Genomic DNA, 16790 nt, shown 5'->3' on the forward strand with positions numbered 1-16790 from the left:
GTGTTGGTATTGACGGTTCTGGCCGAGGTGCTCTGTGTCTCACCAGGATTGGCGTCGACGACCCCAATTTCTATCTCCGGCACGATCACCAGCAAACCGCAGTGTGTGGTGAACAACAATCAAACCCTCCGCGTAGAGTTTGGCGATGATCTTGTGACCACTAAAGTCAATGGCAGCAACTATCTTCGCACGATCGATTATACGCTGGAGTGCAAAAACAACAGCAGAAATGCCATGAAGATGAAAGTGGTGGGCGCTGCTGCTGCGTTCAACAGCAGTGCGATTCAAAGTAGCAAAGGCAATCTGGCGATTGCACTGCGGGCCAACGGTGTGCCGCTGATCATTGGCAGTTGGCTTAATTTTACCTATCCGAATAAGCCTGTGTTACAGGCGGTGCCTGTGAAAGGCAGCGGCGCTCTGACCGTCGGTTTTTTTAGCGCGGGAGCGACGCTGATGGTGGATTATCAATGAAGATAAACGTTGGAAAAACGTGGGCCTTGCTGGCTTGTAGCCTGTTTCTGCCCGCATTGCAGGGATGGGCGGCAGACAACGAGGCGGGCCTGTCGTTCAGCGGCACGCTGAACGAACCGCCGTCATGCGTGATCAATAACGGCCAGCGAATCGAGGTGGATTTTGGTCAGAGGGTCGGGATCGGTAAAGTGGATGGGAGGAATTATCTGCAAACCGTCAATTACCGGATCGAGTGTGAGCCGGGTGGCAATGGGCAGGCGCTGGGATTAACAATGGTAGCCACCGCCAGTGGGTTCGATAACGCTGCCGTGCCGACCAACGTTCCCGATCTGGCTGTGCGTCTGTTGTTGGCGGGGAATGCTTTCGTTCTGAATAAACGTGTGGCGATAGATGCTGCCAATCCGCCGACGTTGCAAGCCGTGCCGATCAAACGACAGGGAGCCGGATTAACGCCGCAGGCGTTTAGTGCCCAGGCGACGCTGCTGGCGGATTATCAGTAATACACCGGTTATTTTTAGATAGTTTTGTGCCCGGAGTGAAAATGCCAATGGCTGAAAAGACTGAATTAACGATGCACAAAATGGGTATTAAAAAATGAAAAAGTTATTTCTTGGTCTTTTGGTTTTATTCTTCCACCCAAGCTATGCAGGAATTAATGTTGACTGGAAATTAGATAGCGGAGGGAGTGTATTGCGGTTTACTATTTTGTCCGCAGATTTCTCTGGCGCTCCGAGAGATTGGGATCTTGAATGTGGGGGTATTCTTTCTCGACCGCAATGCAAAATAACAATGTCGCCTGGTGGTTTCGCTGCTCCTGTATATTCATTTGATTTGCCTCAAAAAAATAAGCAAAAAGCAAGTGCGTTGGTTGCTTATTGGGCTTCTAATTTACCGAAAACCGGTGCGATATTAGATTGGGATAAGTGGGTAAAGCAGAACGGTGGTAAATCGCCCTGTATTGTTTTTAATGTTGGCACCAATAATACCGGATGGTTCGCTGATTCTTGCTCTGGTAGCGTTACTGAGCCACCCACCATTGATCCGCCAAAACCGCCGGTATCATGCTCTATGAGCGGCAATATTGATTTGCGCCACGGTTCTCTCGCCGATAGCGAAGTAACCGGCAATCGTGCCGAGAGCACGGCCTATGTTTATTGCTCCGGGGCCGCCAAAGTGAAGGTGCGTGCGCTAGCTTCCGTCGGCAGCGACAGCTACACCGTCAATTTGCGCGCTGACGGCAGCCTGAAATCGATATTGAGCGTCAATGGGGTTGTGGGTAACGCCGGGGTGACGCTGGATGTACCGGGGGGAGGATGGAAAGCGGCGACCTTCTCCTCTTTACTGATAGCCGCAGGAACGCCGGCCCCAGGGGATTTTTCCGGTTCGGCGGTGGCGGTCGTCGATGTTCTCTAACATTAAGGCAATAACGCAGAAAAAAACGGTATTTAATGCCGTGGATTAAATAATCCAATGGTGGAAAGTCTATTCCTTAATGAGGTTGCCAAATGAAAGATGTGCTCCCTGCTTGGCCACTATTTTAAATAGCCCTCTCTGAAAAAGGAGGGGCATGAAAAACCATCTAATATCATCGTCGATGACGAGCACCGTTATTTCACCGCCGGGTTGCGGTTAGGCGTTGCGGAATATGTGCAGCAGCATAATAAAGTCGCGTACTTCCTGCCACCGGGCCGCGATGTGTTGAACGACAGCGTTATGGCGGAGTGCACCGACGCGCTTTTACGGGGCAGGAGGGGTTAGCCTCAGTAATGACCGACGAAGGCGACTCCACGACGGTGCCCCGAAATGTAAATGTGAAAATCGCCAGCTCGATAACGGGAAGGAAAGATGAAAAAAATACTCTTTTTATGGTTGTTGTTGCACGTGCCGCAGGCGGCTGCCAGTTGGGTGATCGATGCGCAATACTCGCCGTCTCAAAAGAGATTTATCGTGAAGGTAATTCGGTGGGATGAGTACGATCCTGCGCGGAATCCATTAAAAAATTGCAGGTTTACCAGTACCTGTAAACTGGCTTTTACGTACTCTGACCGCTCACATTATATAGATCCTTTTGGCTACATGGATATGCCAGAGGCGTCAGATTTAATACGATGGGGGAATTAGCCCAGCTATTTGCACGGAAAGGTTATCTCAATCGGGAAGTTAAATCACAATTCGGCCTATACGAGGAGCCTTGTCTGGGTTTGGCTTATCCGGTATATAGTGCCGGGTCGATCCCTTATGTTCCTTTGCCAGGCGGCGAGTTTGAATGCTTTGCACCACAAATAGATCCAACCTATTGCAGCATTGCCGATGCTTATATCGAGCTGAATCACGGCACGATAAACACTAACTCAGTTAATGGGAGTGTTGCAGCGAAGCAATTTCGCGTTGCCTGCAATAATGCATTTAGCTTGGCTATCATCGCTGTGGATAAAAATGGTTCCGTCTCTCTTGGTGGTGGCATTATCAGCCATCTTAAAATAAATGGTGTCGATATTGGTTCTGGTTATCTCGACCGGATTGGCCCTGAAGGGAAAACCCTCACGCTGACGTCAACATTAAGCGGATACAGAGGCGGTACCGGCGATTTTCAGGGGTATAAGGTCATTATGCTGACTCTTCCCTGATTTATAAGCTTAGGCTTATAAAAATAAGTTAAAAATGCATTGAAACAACGGGTGAAAATGACGGGTGCAATGACGCGGTCAATCGTGTTTTTATTAAATTTTCAATCTAAATAGAATGATGGGTAAATTAGGAGGGGATAATGAAACCACTCAATATCGTCATCGATGACGAGAACCGCTATTTCGCCGCCGGCTTGCGGTTAAGCATTGTGAAATATGCACAGCAGCATAATAACGTCGCGCACTTCCTGCCGCCGGGCAGCGATGAACGGCCTGACATCGTGCTGGCCTCCCCGGCCCGGCGCACCCGGCGTTGGGCCGCCTATTCCGGGGCGCATGTCGTCACCATTAAGGAAAAGCAGACCGTTGCTTCCGGGCGCGCGAACCGGGTGCTGTACCGCACCGACGATCAGCAGTGCCTGTTTGCGCTGCTGTCTGATACGTTGGCTAATCCGAAGCCGGTATGTCGATTTCCCACTAAGCTGTTGACTCCCCGTGAGCGGCAGGTTATCGGTTATTTGCGGCGCGGGTTGGATCAATCGCAAACCGCCAGGGTGATGGGGGTGAGCGTTAAAACGGTGCACAGCCATAAACGTTCGGTGATGGGCAAGCTGATGCTAAACCGCAGCCATGATTTTATTTATTGGTTGTTATCACCAGAGGCAGAGTATTCCTAACCGTGATGGGGGATAATTTAAATTATTCTCATCTGATATCTTCATAACGCTAAAAATCATGAGTTGTGATTAAGATTCCTCAAGGGAATGTTAAGTATTTTTTTATTCAATTGCTAAATAACACAAAGGGACAGTTATGAAAACGACAGCGGCTTTACTTATTGGCGCTGGCATCATGATGATGTCTTATGCGCACGCCGGTTTTAACGGCAATCAGAATGTGCAGGGGAATCATGGCAACGCCAGCGGCGCCGGCAATAGCGATTTTGGCCAATGCATCAATGGCCAGGGGAAAAATGGCGGGCAATGTGCAGGCAACACCAATACAGACGCCAAGCCTAAAGAGAAAGATAAAGGCGAAGTCATGAATGCGATCTGTGAATCACCGTTTATGAAGAAGTACTTGCCGCTATGTCAGTAATATTGATTTTAAAATGACAAGCAGGGTTATCCTCCCTGCTTTTTTTGTGACTATTGATTAAATAGCCTGTTGTTCCGACTCAAAGCATCAGTTCGGTGAATTATTATCGTTGGCAGTGATGGTAGCTGTGCGTAATTTACGTTGGGTATTATCTACACCAAGGGAAAGGTGAAGTGGATTTGTTTTATTTTGCGATATTCTTGTTCTGTTTAAGCATCTATTCATTCTACAAACATGCGCAGCGGATGAAGAAAAGGCAGTTGTCTATCCAAGACTACGGCCATTCTTCCTGGTGGTTGGCATTACTACGTCATCATTGACGCTGCTGCACATTGTATGAGGTAGCGTTTTTTACCAGAGAGTGAGTATCCGCCTCAACGAAATTGGGCATTACTCGCCTGGCGAGGCCACTTTCACGCCTAATGCCGAGAATGCGGCAATTCGCTTACCCTTGGAGCCAACGTTTTTGGGGGGATGCAAGCAGAGAAGGGAGCATCGTCCTGTGTCGCTGGCCCGCAGGGTGAGGCCTTTGGCCGAATAATCGAACGCAGTTCGATGGAGAGTCCGTACCCCAGAAAGCGAAAAACCCGCCATAGGCGGGTTCTTCTAAATAGGGCGACCGGACTCGGACAACCGGCGCTGGCGCCGCGTTGAACAGCGCTTCAGCGCTGGCCCGCAGGGTGAGGCCCTTGGCCGAATAATCGAACGCAGTTCGATGGAGAGTCCGTATCCCAGAAAGCGAAAAACCCGCCATAGGCGGGTTCTTCTAAATAGGGCGACCGGACTCGGACAACCGGCGCTGGCGCCGCGTTGAACAGCGCTTTAGCGCTGGCCCGCAGGGTGAGGCCCTTGGCCGAATAATCGAACGCAGTTCGATGGAGAGTCCGTACCCCAGAAAGCGAAAAACCCGCCATAGGCGGGTTCTTCTAAATAGGGCGACCGGACTCGGACAACCGGCGCTGGCGCCGCGTTGAACAGCGCTTTAGCGCTGGCCCGCAGGGTGAGGCCTTTGGCCGAATAATCGAACGCAGTTCGATGGAGAGTCCGTACCCCAGAAAGCGAAAAACCCGCCATAGGCGGGTTCTTCTAAATATGGTGCCCGGACTCGGAATCGAACCAAGGACACGGGGATTTTCAATCCCCTGCTCTACCGACTGAGCTATCCGGGCAACGGGCAGCATTAAACCGTATTGGCCGAAAGCCGTCAACGGCTTTATGCGTGAAATACGCGAAAATGCCTCCGGTTGCTGGCTTTTCAGGCAAAGGGCGCAAAAAATGCGCCTGTTGGGGCTATCGCCTCGGGTTGGTGGCGCTGCCAACCCTGCCGATTCAGCTCAACGCCCCGTTGCGGCGGCACTGCGCCACCTGCAAGATGTCTTCCGCCAGCCGTTTGGCGACCGATACGTCCTGGAGCTGGCGTTTTACCAGCAGTTTGCTCAGGCAGCCTTCCTGAATCAGCTCCATTTGCTGCGCCACCATGTCGGCGTCGTCGGCATCCATGTCGCGCAGTAGCTCGCGGGTCAGCTCCAGCGAGGTCAGCTTCTGTTGCTCCGCCAGTTGGTGGATCGGATGATCCGTTTCCGGGAAGAAGCTGCAGGCGGCGATAAACAGGCAGCCGGGGTAGCGGTCTTGCTGCACGTATTCCGCCAGCACGTCATAGCGCGCCAGCAGTTTTTGCTGCGGGCTCAGGCTTTCGTCCAGCAGCAGCTGGCGGCGCCAGGTGTCGATCTGCTGGCCGTGGTAGCGCAGGCAGTCGTACAGCAGCGCTTCGCGATCCGGCCAGAACCGTTTGAGATCGCCGGGCTGAACGTCAAGTTTTTCCGCCAGCATCTCTAATGTGGCGGTCGCCAGGCCCTGTTGTTCCAACAGGCCCAGCGCGGTATCAAGGACGTGTTCACGTTGCACTTGTGCTTCCTCCCATTCGCTTCCGATCTTCAGTGTCAGTTATCGCATCACTTTCTGCAAATGCGTGTTGAAGGCTTCCGCCTTCATAAAACCGGTGACCCGCTCGGCCGTCAGCTCGCGGCCTGCCGGATCGAAGAACAGGATCGTCGGCAGCCCCAGCACCTGCAGGTGTTTCAGCAGCGCCGCCTGTTCCGCACCGTTGGCGGTCACATCCGCCTGCAGCAGCACCGCGTTGGCCAGGCTTGCCTGCACTGCCGCATCGCTGAAGGTATATTTTTCGAACTCTTTACAGGCCACGCACCAGTCGGCGTACAGATCCAGCATCACCGGCTTGCCCCGCGCCTGTTGCAGCGCGAGATCGAGCTGTTCGACGTTGTTGATGCGGGTAAAGGCCAGGTGCGGCTGAGCCGCCTGCTGCGCCTGGTCGGCGCCGAAAGCCCAGTCCTGCAGCGGCCGTGCGGCGATCACCGCCGCCGCCAGCAACAGCAGTTGCAGGGCGCGCGCCCAGCCGCGCGCGCTTCTCAGGCTCAGGGCGAAGGCCCAGCCGAAGAACGCCAGGCCGAGCAGGCTCCACAGGCGCATGCCCCACAGATCGCCGATCACCCGCTCCAGCAGGAACACCGGCAGCGCCAGAATGACGAAGCCGAAGGCCTCTTTCACGTACTGCATCCACGGGCCGCTGCGCGGCAGCAGGCGGTTGCCGAACAGGGTGACGATCACCAGCGGAATGCCCATCCCCAGCGCGTACAGGTACAGCGTGCCGCCGCCGGCCCACAAATTGCCGCTTTGGGCGATATATAGCAGGATGGCGCTGAGCGGCGCGGTGGTGCAGGGGGAACAGATCAGCCCGGCCAGGGCGCCCATCAGGAACACGCCGGTCAGTGAGCCGCCGCGCTGGGTGTTGCTCCAGTTTGCCAGCCGGGTTTGCAGCGCCGAGGGCAGCTGCAGGGAGTAGAGGCCAAACATCGACAGCGCCAGCGCGATGAACAGCGCCGACAGGCCAATCAGCACGTAAGGATGCTGCAGCGCCGCCTGGAACTGCAATCCGGCGGCGGCCACCACCAAGCCCAGCAGGGTGTAGGTGAGCGCCATGCCCTGCACGTAAACCACCGCCAGCGCCAGAATGCGGCCGCTGCTTTGCGGCCGGTCTCGGCCGAGGATGATGCCGGAGATCAGCGGGTACATCGGCAGTACGCAGGGGGTGAAGGCGATGCCGATGCCGATCAGCAATGCCCACAGCGGCGAGAACGGCAGGCTGGCAGGTGTTGCGGATTGTTCGGCTGGCTCAGAGGCAGCCGCCGGGAGCGGCGCGGCTGTGGTGGCGCTGACCGCGTCCAGCGGGATGGTTCGGGTTTCCGGCGGGTAGCAGAAGCCGGCCTCGGCGCAGCCCTGATAGGTGACGCTGAGGCTGGCGTTGGCCGCCGCCTGTTGGAGCGGCACCTGCAGATTCAGCTGCTGTTTGAAAATCGCCACTTCGCCGAAGAACTCGTCTTTGTGGCTTAACCCTTCGGGCAGGGTAAAGGCGCCGAGCGTCGCCTGCTGCGGCACCAGTTTGATCTGCTGGCGATACAGGTAATAGCCGGGGCGGATCTGCCAGTTCAGCGTCACCTGGCCGCCTTGCTGTTTGAAATCGAAGGCGAAGGCCTGATCGACGGGCACGAACTGGCTGCCGCCCTTCGGCGCGAACAGCGAAGCCTGCGCCGCCTGCGGCAGGAAGCACAGGCTGCACAGCAGCAAAATCAGTTTAATGAAGCGTTGATCCATAACAGGTAGTCTTTATCTCCGGCCATCACCGGCAAGACCAGCAGCTCAGGCGTCTGGTAAGGGTGATGTTGTTTCAGGGTGTCGAGCAGGGCTTGCTGACGGCGGCGATCGCTTTTGAACAGCATCTGCACTTCGTATTCCTGTTCCAGCTTCCCTTCCCAGTAATACAGCGAGGTGGCGCCGGGCAGCAGCGTGGCGCAGGCCGCCAGCTTATCGCCCAAGACCCGCGCCGCCAGTTCCTGGGCGCTGGCTTCATCGGGTGCGGTACAGAGTATGACGACAGCTTCGCAATCAGACATCTTCAGCCCTCTCATCGGTTCGAATGGGCACTATACCCTGAAGGCGGATTGGCTAGAAGGCGAGTTTATCGCCAAAAGGAAAACCGGGGCCGCAGCCCCGGTCGAAGCGTTACAGCATGACGCTGCCGAGCAGGAAGCCGAATACCACCGCGAAGATCACGCCCATGGTGCCGGGAATGAAGAACGGATGGTTGAACACGAAGCGGCCGATGCGCGTGGTGCCGGTATCGTCCATCTGCACCGCGGCGACCAGCGTCGGGTAGGTCGGCAGGATGAACAGGCCGGAAACGGCGGCGAAGGAGGCGACTGCGGTCAGCGGCGACACGTTCAGCGCCAGCGCCATCGGCATCAGCGCCTTGGCGGTGGCAGCCTGCGAGTACAGCAGCGCCGAGCAGAAGAAGAAGATCACCGCCAGCAGCCACGGGTGCGCCTGAATGACGCTGCCGGCCGTCTCTTTGATCCAATCGATGTTGGCCTGGACGAAAGTATCGCCCAGCCAGGCGACGCCGAGGATACAGATACAGGCGCTCATGCCGGCCTTGAAGGTGCTGGAGTTCAGCACCATGTCGGTGTCGACGCGGCACAGCAGGGTGGTCAGCGTGGCGACGCTCAGCATGATGATCAGAATGGCGTTGGTGGTGTTCATCAGCGGCTTGGCCACCAGACCCAGGCCCGGGCTGTTGATGATGGCGTAGGCGACCACGCACAGCACGCCGAGCAGGAACAGCAGCACCGAGGTTTTGGCGCGTGGTTTGATCGCCAGCGCGTTGTTGCCGCGCAGGGTGATCAGGCCTTCTTCCAGGCGTTTCAGGTACACCGGATCGTTAGACAGTTTGGAGTCGAACAGCCAGGTTACCAGCAGCGACATCAACAGCACCGCGCAGAAGGTGGACGGGATCACCACCATCAGCAGGTGCAGGTAGCTGACGCCGTGGCCTTCCATCACCGAAGACATGTACACCACCGCGGCTGAGATCGGCGAGGCGGTGATGGCGATCTGGGCGGACACCACGGCGGTCGACAGCGGGCGGCAAGGCTTGATGCCCTGTTCTTTCGCCACTTCGGCGATCACCGGCAGCGCCGAGAGCGAGATGTTGCCGGTGCCGGCGAAGATGGTCAGGAAGTAGGTGACGATAGGGGCGAGAATGGTGATGTGCTTGGGGTTCTTGCGCAGCAGTTTTTCGGTCTGTTGCACCAGGTAGTCCATCCCCCCAGCGACCTGCATGGCGGAGATCGCCGCAATCACCGCCATGATGATGGAGATGACGTCGAAGGGAATGTTGCCCGGTTTGACGCCGATCAGCGCCAGCGCCAATACGCCCAGTCCCCCCGCGAACCCGATACCGATACCGCCCAATCTGGCCCCTAAAAAGATGGCCAGCAGAACGATAACCAATTCTACGGCTAGCATAGTGTTTACTCCTTAAAATGAGATTTCCCGTCATCCTTGAAACTGCATCGGTGTTGGCTGCGAGCGCTCACCCCAGTCACTTACTTGAGTAAGCTCCTGGGGACTTGCGCTCTTGCCGCCTTGATGCAGTCCCAATGATTTAGGGTGTAAATTGAAAATAAAACGTTAAAATTTTGTGGGCGCCTAAAAGTAAAAAGGCACGCTATCCAGAGGATTTAGCGTGCCTTTCAGGGCTACCGGGTAGGTCTGTTATTGTTCATTTTCATCCGTATAGCGTTTGGCTTTATAGGCCGGGAGCATCAGGTTCTCCACGGAGAAGATGTCATCCAGCTCGGCTTCGGTCAGCAGGCCGCGTTCCAGCACCACTTCGCGCACGCTCTTGCCGGTTTCGGCGCAGATCTTCCCGACGATGTCACCGTTATGGTGGCCGATGAACGGGTTCAGATAGGTGACGATACCGATCGAGTTGAAGACGTAGTGTTCGCAGACTTCTTTATTCGCGGTGATGCCGTTAATGCATTTTTCCAGCAGGTTGTAACAGGCGTTGGTCAGGATGTGGATCGACTCGAACATCGCCTGGCCGATCACCGGCTCCATCACGTTCAACTGCAGCTGGCCCGCTTCGGCCGCCATGGTAACGCAAGTGTCGTTGCCAATCACCTTGAAACACACCTGATTGACCACTTCCGGCACCACCGGATTCACTTTGGCCGGCATGATGGACGATCCTGCCTGCAGCTCCGGCAGGTTGATTTCGTTCAGGCCGGCGCGCGGGCCGGAGGAGAGCAGGCGCAGGTCGTTACAGATTTTGGACAGCTTCACCGCCAGGCGTTTGAGCGCGCTGTGCACCATCACGTAGGCGCCGCAGTCGGAGGTGGCCTCGATCAGGTCTTCCGCCGGCACCACCGGCAGGCCGCTGACTTCCGCCAGTTTTTGCACCGCCAGCGGCTGATAGCCTTCCGGGGTGTTGAGCGCGGTGCCGATGGCGGTGGCGCCGAGGTTCACTTCCAGCAGCAGCTCCGCGGTGCGGTGCAGGTTGCGGGTCTCTTCGTTCAGCAGCACGCTGAAGGCGTGGAATTCCTGGCCGAGGGTCATCGGCACCGCGTCCTGCAGCTGGGTGCGGCCCATTTTCAGGATGGTTTCGAACTCTTTCGCCTTGCGATCGAAGCCTTCGCGCAGCTGGTTGATGGCGTCGATCAGTTTCTGGTTGGAGGCGTACACCGCGATGCGGAACCCGGTCGGGTAGGCGTCGTTGGTGGACTGACACTTATTGAGGTGATCGTTCGGGTTCAGGTACTGGTATTCGCCTTTTTGATGGCCCATCAGCTCCAGGCCGATGTTCGCCAGCACTTCGTTGGTGTTCATGTTCAGCGAGGTGCCCGCGCCGCCCTGGAATACGTCCACCGGGAACTGATCCATGCACTTGCCTTTATCCAGCACCTCGTCGCAGGCCTGGATGATCACGTCGGCGATTTTGCGCGGGATGGTTTTGAGTTCTTTGTTGGCCATCGCCGCGGCCTTTTTCACCATCACCATGCCGCGAACGAACTCGGGGACATCGCTGATTTTGCTGTTGCTGATGTAGAAGTTTTCAATCGCACGCAGAGTGTGAACTCCGTAGTAAGCGTCTGCGGGGACTTCACGTGTTCCTAACAGGTCTTCTTCGATACGAATGTTGTTTGACATGAGAACCTTCTCTATGTGTTGCTGCCGAATTAATAATTTGTCAGGTCAAGGCTAAAGGGCACAGCCTAAATTAATATTGCCGAAGGCTTGGGGCGTGAAACGATTAACCAAATCGCCCGTTGCTGCCCAGATCATATGCTGGTTGATAAGAAATGACTGAATCCAGATCACCTTATGGCGTTTAAGGATATGCCCTTTTCCGGTTCTGTGACTTCTTTCACGTTTGTGAACTTTAGCAATAAAAACCGGCTCTCGGTTGAAATGGTGGGGGGATGCCCTCATTGTAATAGTGTCGGCCGTTTACGGCCTCTTTTTTCGCGCCGTCGCCCCGTGGCGGCCGTGCCTTACCTACCGATAGGAGAACCAGGTGCGCTGGTTACCGCTACTGCTGATATTTCTGCTGGCTTACATAGAAATATCCATCTTTATCAAAGTCGCCGCCGTGCTCGGCGTGGCTGTCACCCTGCTGCTGGTGGTGTTCAGCTCCTGCGTCGGCATTTCTCTGGTGCGCAATCAGGGCATGAAAACCTTCGTGCAGATGCAGCAAAAACTGGCGGCCGGCGAAAGCCCGGCGGCGGAAATGGTGAAAAGCGTTTCGCTGGTGCTGGCGGGCTTCCTGCTGCTGATACCGGGCTTCTTCACCGATTTCCTCGGCCTGTTGCTGCTGCTGCCGCCGGTGCAAAAATCGCTGACGCTGAAACTGATGCCGCACCTGTCGGTGTATCGCCCCGGCGGTTGGACGGGCGGTGACGCCGCCAACGGCAATACCTTCGACGGCGAATTCCAGCGCAAGGACGACGAACGCCCGGTGCTGGAACACCGCCCGGACGAGGATCGCAAACCTCACGATCGTTAAGCAAACGCGGCTCTGGCCGCGTTTTTCATCTCTGCGGCACTCGTCGGACCAAAAATGCGAAATTTTTTTTGTTCGCCCCCTTGAAGGGGGCTGGAACGCCCCCATCTCAAATGCCACGAGGCCGGTAATAACAACCATCCGGTGTACAACCCTAAATCTGATAGAGACCTTCTTACAGGAGAGCGTTCAATGAGTATTCGTCCATTGCATGACCGCGTTATCGTCAAGCGCAAAGAAGTTGAATCAAAATCTGCTGGCGGCATCGTCCTGACTGGCTCTGCTGCGGGTAAATCCACTCGCGGTGAAGTGGTTGCAGTGGGTAAAGGGCGTGTGCTGGAAAACGGCAACATCCAACCGCTGGATGTGAAAGTTGGCGATATCGTGATTTTCAACGACGGCTACGGCGTGAAAGCAGAGAAGATCGACAATGAAGAAGTGTTGATCATGTCCGAAAGCGACATTCTGGCAATTGTTGAAGCGTAATTGCGCTTTATCTTCTGAACTGAACGAGTTGAAGGGAAATACCAATGGCAGCTAAAGACGTAAAATTCGGCAATGACGCTCGCGTGAAAATGCTCCGCGGCGTGAATGTTCTCGCTGATGCAGTAAAAGTGACCCTGGGCCCGAAAGGCCGCAACGTAGTGCTGGATAAATCTTTCGGCGCACCGACCATCACCAAAGACGGCGTTTCCGTTGCGCGTGAAATCGAACTGGAAGACAAGTTCGAGAACATGGGCGCACAGATGGTGAAAGAAGTGGCCTCCAAAGCGAACGACGCGGCGGGCGACGGCACCACCACTGCAACCGTACTGGCTCAATCCATCATCACCGAAGGCCTGAAAGCGGTTGCTGCAGGCATGAACCCGATGGATCTGAAGCGCGGCATCGACAAAGCGGTTGTCGCTGCGGTTGAAGAACTGAAAAAACTGTCCGTACCTTGCTCCGATTCCAAAGCTATCGCTCAGGTCGGCACCATCTCCGCCAACTCCGACGAAACCGTGGGTAAACTGATCGCGGAAGCGATGGAGAAAGTGGGCAAAGAAGGCGTCATCACCGTTGAAGAAGGCACCGGCCTGCAAGACGAGCTGGACGTGGTTGAAGGTATGCAGTTCGACCGCGGTTACCTGTCCCCATACTTCATCAACAAGCCGGAAACCGGTTCTGTTGAGCTGGAAAGCCCGTTCATCCTGCTGGCTGACAAGAAGATCTCCAACATCCGCGAAATGCTGCCGGTGCTGGAAGCCGTTGCCAAAGCAGGCAAACCGCTGCTGATCATCGCTGAAGACGTAGAAGGTGAAGCGCTGGCGACCCTGGTGGTCAACACCATGCGCGGCATCGTGAAAGTGGCCGCCGTTAAGGCGCCTGGCTTCGGCGACCGTCGTAAAGCCATGCTGCAGGACATCGCTACCCTGACTGCCGGTACCGTTATCTCTGAAGAGATCGGTCTGGAGCTGGAAAAAGCCACCCTGGAAGACCTGGGTCAGGCGAAACGCGTTGTCATCAACAAAGACACCACCATCATCATCGATGGCGTGGGCGACGAAGCGACCATCCAGGGCCGCGTTGCTCAAATTCGTCAGCAGATCGAAGAAGCGACCTCTGACTACGATCGTGAAAAACTGCAGGAGCGCGTAGCGAAACTGGCCGGCGGCGTTGCCGTTATCAAGGTTGGCGCAGCCACTGAAGTTGAAATGAAAGAGAAGAAAGCCCGCGTTGAAGACGCCCTGCACGCGACCCGCGCCGCAGTGGAAGAAGGCGTGGTTGCCGGCGGCGGCGTAGCGCTGATCCGCGTTGCAGGCAAAATCGCCGCGCTGAAAGGCGACAACGAAGACCAGAACGTGGGTATCAAAGTTGCGCTGCGCGCAATGGAAGCCCCTCTGCGTCAGATCGTGGTCAACGCCGGTGAAGAAGCTTCCGTTATCGCCAACCAGGTGAAAGCGGGCGAAGGCAGCTACGGCTACAACGCTTACTCTGAAGAATACGGCGACATGATCGCGATGGGTATCCTGGATCCAACCAAAGTGACCCGTTCTGCTCTGCAGTACGCGGCTTCCGTGGCTGGCCTGATGATCACCACCGAATGCATGGTCACCGACCTGCCGAAGGCTGACGCACCGGATCTGGGCGCAGCAGGCGGCATGGGTGGCATGGGCGGTATGGGCGGCATGATGTAATCATCCCCCACACGCTTGTGTGCTGAGAACCCCGGTCAAATGACCGGGGTTTTTTTTAGCTTAAAAATCAATAAAAAGAATGTTTATTTAGCTTGTTATTAGTTAACTGAATGAATTATTGCATTATTTTGCTTTTACCCTAAACCGTTGTCGTTTCGTACCGATATAGCCCTTACCGAGCGGGGAATTTCCCCTCGCCGGTGTGACTGTCAACGGAGACGACTTATGCTGAAAAATATGAAAATAGCCACCTGGCTGATGTTGATGCTGTTGCTGCTGGGCTTGATGCCCATGGGAACCGGCGCCATCGCCTTCTATTTCATGCAGCAAAACGGCCACAGCATCGACAGGATGAGCACCTTCTCCGACGAGGAAGCGGCGCTGAACCGCAGTTGGCGTGCTTTGCTGCAAACGCAGACGCTGATCGACAACATGGCGTTCGAGCGCTGGGCGCAGACCAGCAGAGCCGATATTCAACAGGGTATCGATGAGGCGCGCGGTGAGCTGCGCAGCGCCGACGTCGCTTTCAATCTGTTTTGGGAGACGCCGGGCCTGACGGTATCGCGCCCGGATCTGGGCGAGGCGATGAAAAAGGTCTACCTGGCGCAGCAGGCGGTGCTGAAGCAAGAACTGACGCTGTTGGCCGACACGCCGCAGGCGGCGCTGATCGAGCGGCTGCACGCCATGGCGGCAGAGAAGCGCCAGGTGCGCCAGCGGCTGGATAACCAGTTTGCCGACTACATGCGGGCCACGGTGGCCGCCCACCGTCTGGCAGTGGAAGAGGCGGAGCAGACCCAAAAAGTCTTCGCCCGTCTGCTGAGCGGCACTCTGGCGGCGATCCTGCTGCTGCTGGTCGCCGTGCAGCGTGATTTCCGCCGGCGCTTGATTCTGCCGCTGCGCCAGATCGCCGAACATTTGCAAAAGGTTGGGCGCGGCGATCTACGCAGCGAGATCGCGGTACGCAACAACAATGAGATCGGCATGCTGTTCGCCAGCCTGCGGACGATGCAGCAGGAGCTGAGTGCCACCGTGCAGCAGGTGCGTGACGGTGTGGAGTCGATCAACCACGGTACGCACGAGATCGCCGTCGGCAACGCCGATCTCTCCAGCCGCACTGAAGAACAAGCCAGCGCGCTGACGGAAACCGCCGCCAGCATGGAGCAGATCACCGCCACGGTGCGGCAAAACGCCGATAACGCCACTCAGGCCGCCGGCATGGTCAATCAGACCGCCGCCATTGCCCGCAACGGCGAAACGCTGATGGCCAGCGCGGTCGACAAGATGCGGGCGATCAACGACAGCGCGCGTCAGGTGGGGGATATCACCAGCGTGATCGACGGCATCGCCTTCCAGACCAACATTCTGGCGCTGAACGCCGCCGTCGAGGCCGCACGTGCCGGGGAGCAGGGGCGGGGTTTTGCGGTGGTAGCCGGCGAAGTGCGCAATCTGGCGCAGCGCTGCGCGACTTCGGCCAAGGAGATCAGCGGTCTGGTCGACGGCGTAACCGGCGATATCGCCGCCGGCGTGCGGCTGGTGGAACAGGCGGGCGAGACGATGAATGCCATCGTCGGCTCGGTGAACCAGGTGACGTCGCTGATGGATAACATCTCCTATGCGTCGGAAGAGCAAAGCAAAGGCGTCGAGCAGGTCGGGGTGGCGGTGACCCAGATGGATCAGGTGACCCAGCAGAATGCCGCGCTGGTGGAGGAGGTGGCGACCACCGCCGTCGGCGTGGAGGAACAGGCGACCCTGCTGGCGCAGGCGGTGGCGGTATTCAAACTGGCGGAGGGGGAATCGCGCCAGGGCGACGTGGAGGCGCAGGCATCGGCGGCCGTTGCCGGTTGGGTATAACGCCGCCGCACTGTATTTGATGATATTTTTGCCGCCCGGGGCGATTTAGCTGGTAAACTGGTAAGTCATCAGCTGTCGCTCAAGACGTTGGCCCGCTCGCGTGGCAACGGATGCTTAAGAGATGGCATCGCTTTCTGATATACCCTATGAATTTCAAGTTGTAGCTAGGCGGCCAGCTCGTGAGTCCCCAGGCGCTTACTTGAGTAAGTAACTGGGGTGAGCGAGTGCAGTCAACAACGCTACAGCTTGAAAGGCGACGGGTAGAAGATTTTGCGTAATTCTCAACATCGAATGGGGAACAAGATGCGGATTAAAGCCTTACTGGGTCTTTCGGCAGCGATGCTGCTGGCGGGTTGCAGCACCACTCATGAACTGACCGCTGCGGGTCAGCAGATCAAGTTCACCGACAGCAAGCCGGCGGCGGAATGCCAGCTGCTGGGGGAAGTGACCGGCACCCAGAGCAACTGGCTGTCCGGCAACGGCGGTGAAGGCAGCTCCATGCGCGGTGCGGCCAACGATCTGCGCAACAAGGCAGCGGCGATGGGCGGCAACGTCATTTACGGCGCCAACAGCCCAAGCCAGAACCTGCTCTCCAGCTTCGCGCCGCTGGACAGCAAAATGGTCGGCCAGGTTTACAAGTGCCCGTAA

The 16790-nt window shown here is 56.5% G+C and carries 17 protein-coding genes and 1 tRNA gene; 12 read left to right on the top strand and 6 right to left on the bottom strand.

Going from position 1 to position 16790, the window contains the following annotated elements; all coding sequences use genetic code 11:
* The 7 genes from ACORQT_RS01475 (at window position 1) to ACORQT_RS01505 (ending at window position 4196) form a co-directional block, all read left to right on the top strand.
* Window positions 1-471 carry a fimbrial protein gene (locus ACORQT_RS01475; protein ID WP_239507516.1) on the top strand — a complete coding sequence of 157 codons (471 nt, stop codon included), beginning with the start codon at window positions 1-3 and terminating at the stop codon, window positions 469-471.
* On the top strand, window positions 468-971 hold the full coding sequence (locus tag ACORQT_RS01480; RefSeq protein WP_042783500.1) for a fimbrial protein: 504 nt from the start codon (window positions 468-470) through the stop codon (window positions 969-971). Before ACORQT_RS01475 ends, ACORQT_RS01480 begins: the two co-directional genes overlap by 4 nt.
* A 94-nt stretch (window positions 972-1065) precedes the next feature.
* Window positions 1066-1884 carry an MrpH family fimbial adhesin gene (locus tag ACORQT_RS01485; protein WP_156965080.1) on the top strand — a complete coding sequence of 273 codons (819 nt, stop codon included), beginning with the start codon at window positions 1066-1068 and terminating at the stop codon, window positions 1882-1884.
* A gap of 353 nt (window positions 1885-2237) precedes the next feature.
* Window positions 2238-2441 (top strand): hypothetical protein, encoded by a 204-nt coding sequence (locus tag ACORQT_RS01490; RefSeq protein WP_444859305.1) that lies wholly within the window; start codon window positions 2238-2240, stop codon window positions 2439-2441.
* Between the two features lie 138 nt (window positions 2442-2579).
* Window positions 2580-3098: an MrpH family fimbial adhesin gene (locus ACORQT_RS01495; protein ID WP_444859306.1), complete on the top strand. Its 519-nt coding sequence runs from the start codon at window positions 2580-2582 to the stop codon at window positions 3096-3098.
* A 140-nt stretch (window positions 3099-3238) separates the two neighbouring features.
* Entirely contained in the window at window positions 3239-3775 is a 537-nt protein-coding gene (locus ACORQT_RS01500; protein WP_108680074.1) for a helix-turn-helix transcriptional regulator, read from the top strand.
* Between the two features lie 136 nt (window positions 3776-3911).
* Window positions 3912-4196: a hypothetical protein gene (locus ACORQT_RS01505; protein ID WP_042783503.1), complete on the top strand. Its 285-nt coding sequence runs from the start codon at window positions 3912-3914 to the stop codon at window positions 4194-4196.
* A 1093-nt stretch (window positions 4197-5289) separates the two neighbouring features.
* On the opposite strand, the gene ACORQT_RS01510 is transcribed toward ACORQT_RS01505, so the two are convergent.
* The 6 genes from ACORQT_RS01510 to aspA form a co-directional block, all read right to left on the bottom strand.
* A tRNA-Phe gene (locus ACORQT_RS01510) sits at window positions 5290-5365 on the bottom strand.
* Window positions 5366-5525: 160 nt separating this feature from the next.
* On the bottom strand, window positions 5526-6101 hold the full coding sequence (gene dicD, locus ACORQT_RS01515) for a division control transcriptional repressor DicD (RefSeq protein ID WP_004929655.1): 576 nt from the start codon (window positions 6099-6101) through the stop codon (window positions 5526-5528).
* Window positions 6102-6140: 39 nt separating this feature from the next.
* Window positions 6141-7865: a protein-disulfide reductase DsbD gene (locus ACORQT_RS01520; protein ID WP_164057937.1), complete on the bottom strand. Its 1725-nt coding sequence runs from the start codon at window positions 7863-7865 to the stop codon at window positions 6141-6143.
* A complete protein-coding gene (cutA, locus tag ACORQT_RS01525; protein WP_004929657.1) occupies window positions 7841-8164 on the bottom strand; it encodes a divalent cation tolerance protein CutA in 324 nt (107 codons plus the stop codon). The genes ACORQT_RS01520 and cutA overlap by 25 nt, the downstream gene beginning before the upstream one ends.
* 109 nt (window positions 8165-8273) lie before the next feature.
* Window positions 8274-9575: an anaerobic C4-dicarboxylate transporter gene (locus ACORQT_RS01530; protein ID WP_033641606.1), complete on the bottom strand. Its 1302-nt coding sequence runs from the start codon at window positions 9573-9575 to the stop codon at window positions 8274-8276.
* A gap of 249 nt (window positions 9576-9824) precedes the next feature.
* The gene (gene aspA, locus ACORQT_RS01535; RefSeq protein ID WP_444859307.1) at window positions 9825-11261 is read right to left on the bottom strand and encodes an aspartate ammonia-lyase; all 1437 of its coding nucleotides are present in this window, start codon (window positions 11259-11261) and stop codon (window positions 9825-9827) included.
* A gap of 367 nt (window positions 11262-11628) precedes the next feature.
* Here aspA and ACORQT_RS01540 point away from each other — a divergent pair, with 367 nt between their 5' ends.
* From ACORQT_RS01540 to ACORQT_RS01560, 5 genes are all read left to right on the top strand, one after another.
* Complete coding sequence (locus tag ACORQT_RS01540; RefSeq protein ID WP_004929660.1) at window positions 11629-12117, top strand: FxsA family protein; 489 nt, start codon at window positions 11629-11631, stop codon at window positions 12115-12117.
* Window positions 12118-12306: 189 nt separating this feature from the next.
* Window positions 12307-12600 carry a co-chaperone GroES gene (locus ACORQT_RS01545; RefSeq protein ID WP_004929661.1) on the top strand — a complete coding sequence of 98 codons (294 nt, stop codon included), beginning with the start codon at window positions 12307-12309 and terminating at the stop codon, window positions 12598-12600.
* Window positions 12601-12644: 44 nt separating this feature from the next.
* Window positions 12645-14291, top strand: a complete 1647-nt coding sequence (gene groL / locus ACORQT_RS01550; RefSeq protein ID WP_004929662.1) for a chaperonin GroEL — start codon at window positions 12645-12647, stop codon at window positions 14289-14291.
* 225 nt (window positions 14292-14516) lie between these two features.
* Window positions 14517-16142 (top strand): methyl-accepting chemotaxis protein, encoded by a 1626-nt coding sequence (locus ACORQT_RS01555; RefSeq protein ID WP_164057936.1) that lies wholly within the window; start codon window positions 14517-14519, stop codon window positions 16140-16142.
* Window positions 16143-16445: 303 nt separating this feature from the next.
* Window positions 16446-16790, top strand: a complete 345-nt coding sequence (locus ACORQT_RS01560; RefSeq protein WP_025305007.1) for a DUF4156 domain-containing protein — start codon at window positions 16446-16448, stop codon at window positions 16788-16790.

The sequence above is a fragment of the Serratia sp. (in: enterobacteria) genome (assembly GCF_052400455.1).
Lineage (GTDB): Bacteria > Pseudomonadota > Gammaproteobacteria > Enterobacterales > Enterobacteriaceae > Serratia > Serratia ureilytica.

Excerpts from the sequence above, each read along its gene's own strand:
- ACORQT_RS01480 (WP_042783500.1), top strand. The coding sequence starts at position 468 with ATGAAGATAAACGTTGGAAAAACGTGGGCCTTGCTGGCTTGTAGCCTG.
- ACORQT_RS01485 (WP_156965080.1), top strand. The coding sequence starts at position 1,066 with ATGAAAAAGTTATTTCTTGGTCTTTTGGTTTTATTCTTCCACCCAAGC.
- ACORQT_RS01490 (WP_444859305.1), top strand. The coding sequence starts at position 2,238 with ATGACCGACGAAGGCGACTCCACGACGGTGCCCCGAAATGTAAATGTG.
- ACORQT_RS01495 (WP_444859306.1), top strand. The coding sequence starts at position 2,580 with ATGGGGGAATTAGCCCAGCTATTTGCACGGAAAGGTTATCTCAATCGG.
- ACORQT_RS01500 (WP_108680074.1), top strand. The coding sequence starts at position 3,239 with ATGAAACCACTCAATATCGTCATCGATGACGAGAACCGCTATTTCGCC.
- ACORQT_RS01505 (WP_042783503.1), top strand. The coding sequence starts at position 3,912 with ATGAAAACGACAGCGGCTTTACTTATTGGCGCTGGCATCATGATGATG.
- ACORQT_RS01520 (WP_164057937.1), bottom strand. The coding sequence starts at position 7,865 with ATGGATCAACGCTTCATTAAACTGATTTTGCTGCTGTGCAGCCTGTGC.
- cutA (WP_004929657.1), bottom strand. The coding sequence starts at position 8,164 with ATGTCTGATTGCGAAGCTGTCGTCATACTCTGTACCGCACCCGATGAA.
- ACORQT_RS01530 (WP_033641606.1), bottom strand. The coding sequence starts at position 9,575 with ATGCTAGCCGTAGAATTGGTTATCGTTCTGCTGGCCATCTTTTTAGGG.
- aspA (WP_444859307.1), bottom strand. The coding sequence starts at position 11,261 with ATGTCAAACAACATTCGTATCGAAGAAGACCTGTTAGGAACACGTGAA.
- ACORQT_RS01545 (WP_004929661.1), top strand. The coding sequence starts at position 12,307 with ATGAGTATTCGTCCATTGCATGACCGCGTTATCGTCAAGCGCAAAGAA.
- groL (WP_004929662.1), top strand. The coding sequence starts at position 12,645 with ATGGCAGCTAAAGACGTAAAATTCGGCAATGACGCTCGCGTGAAAATG.
- ACORQT_RS01555 (WP_164057936.1), top strand. The coding sequence starts at position 14,517 with ATGCTGAAAAATATGAAAATAGCCACCTGGCTGATGTTGATGCTGTTG.
- ACORQT_RS01560 (WP_025305007.1), top strand. The coding sequence starts at position 16,446 with ATGCGGATTAAAGCCTTACTGGGTCTTTCGGCAGCGATGCTGCTGGCG.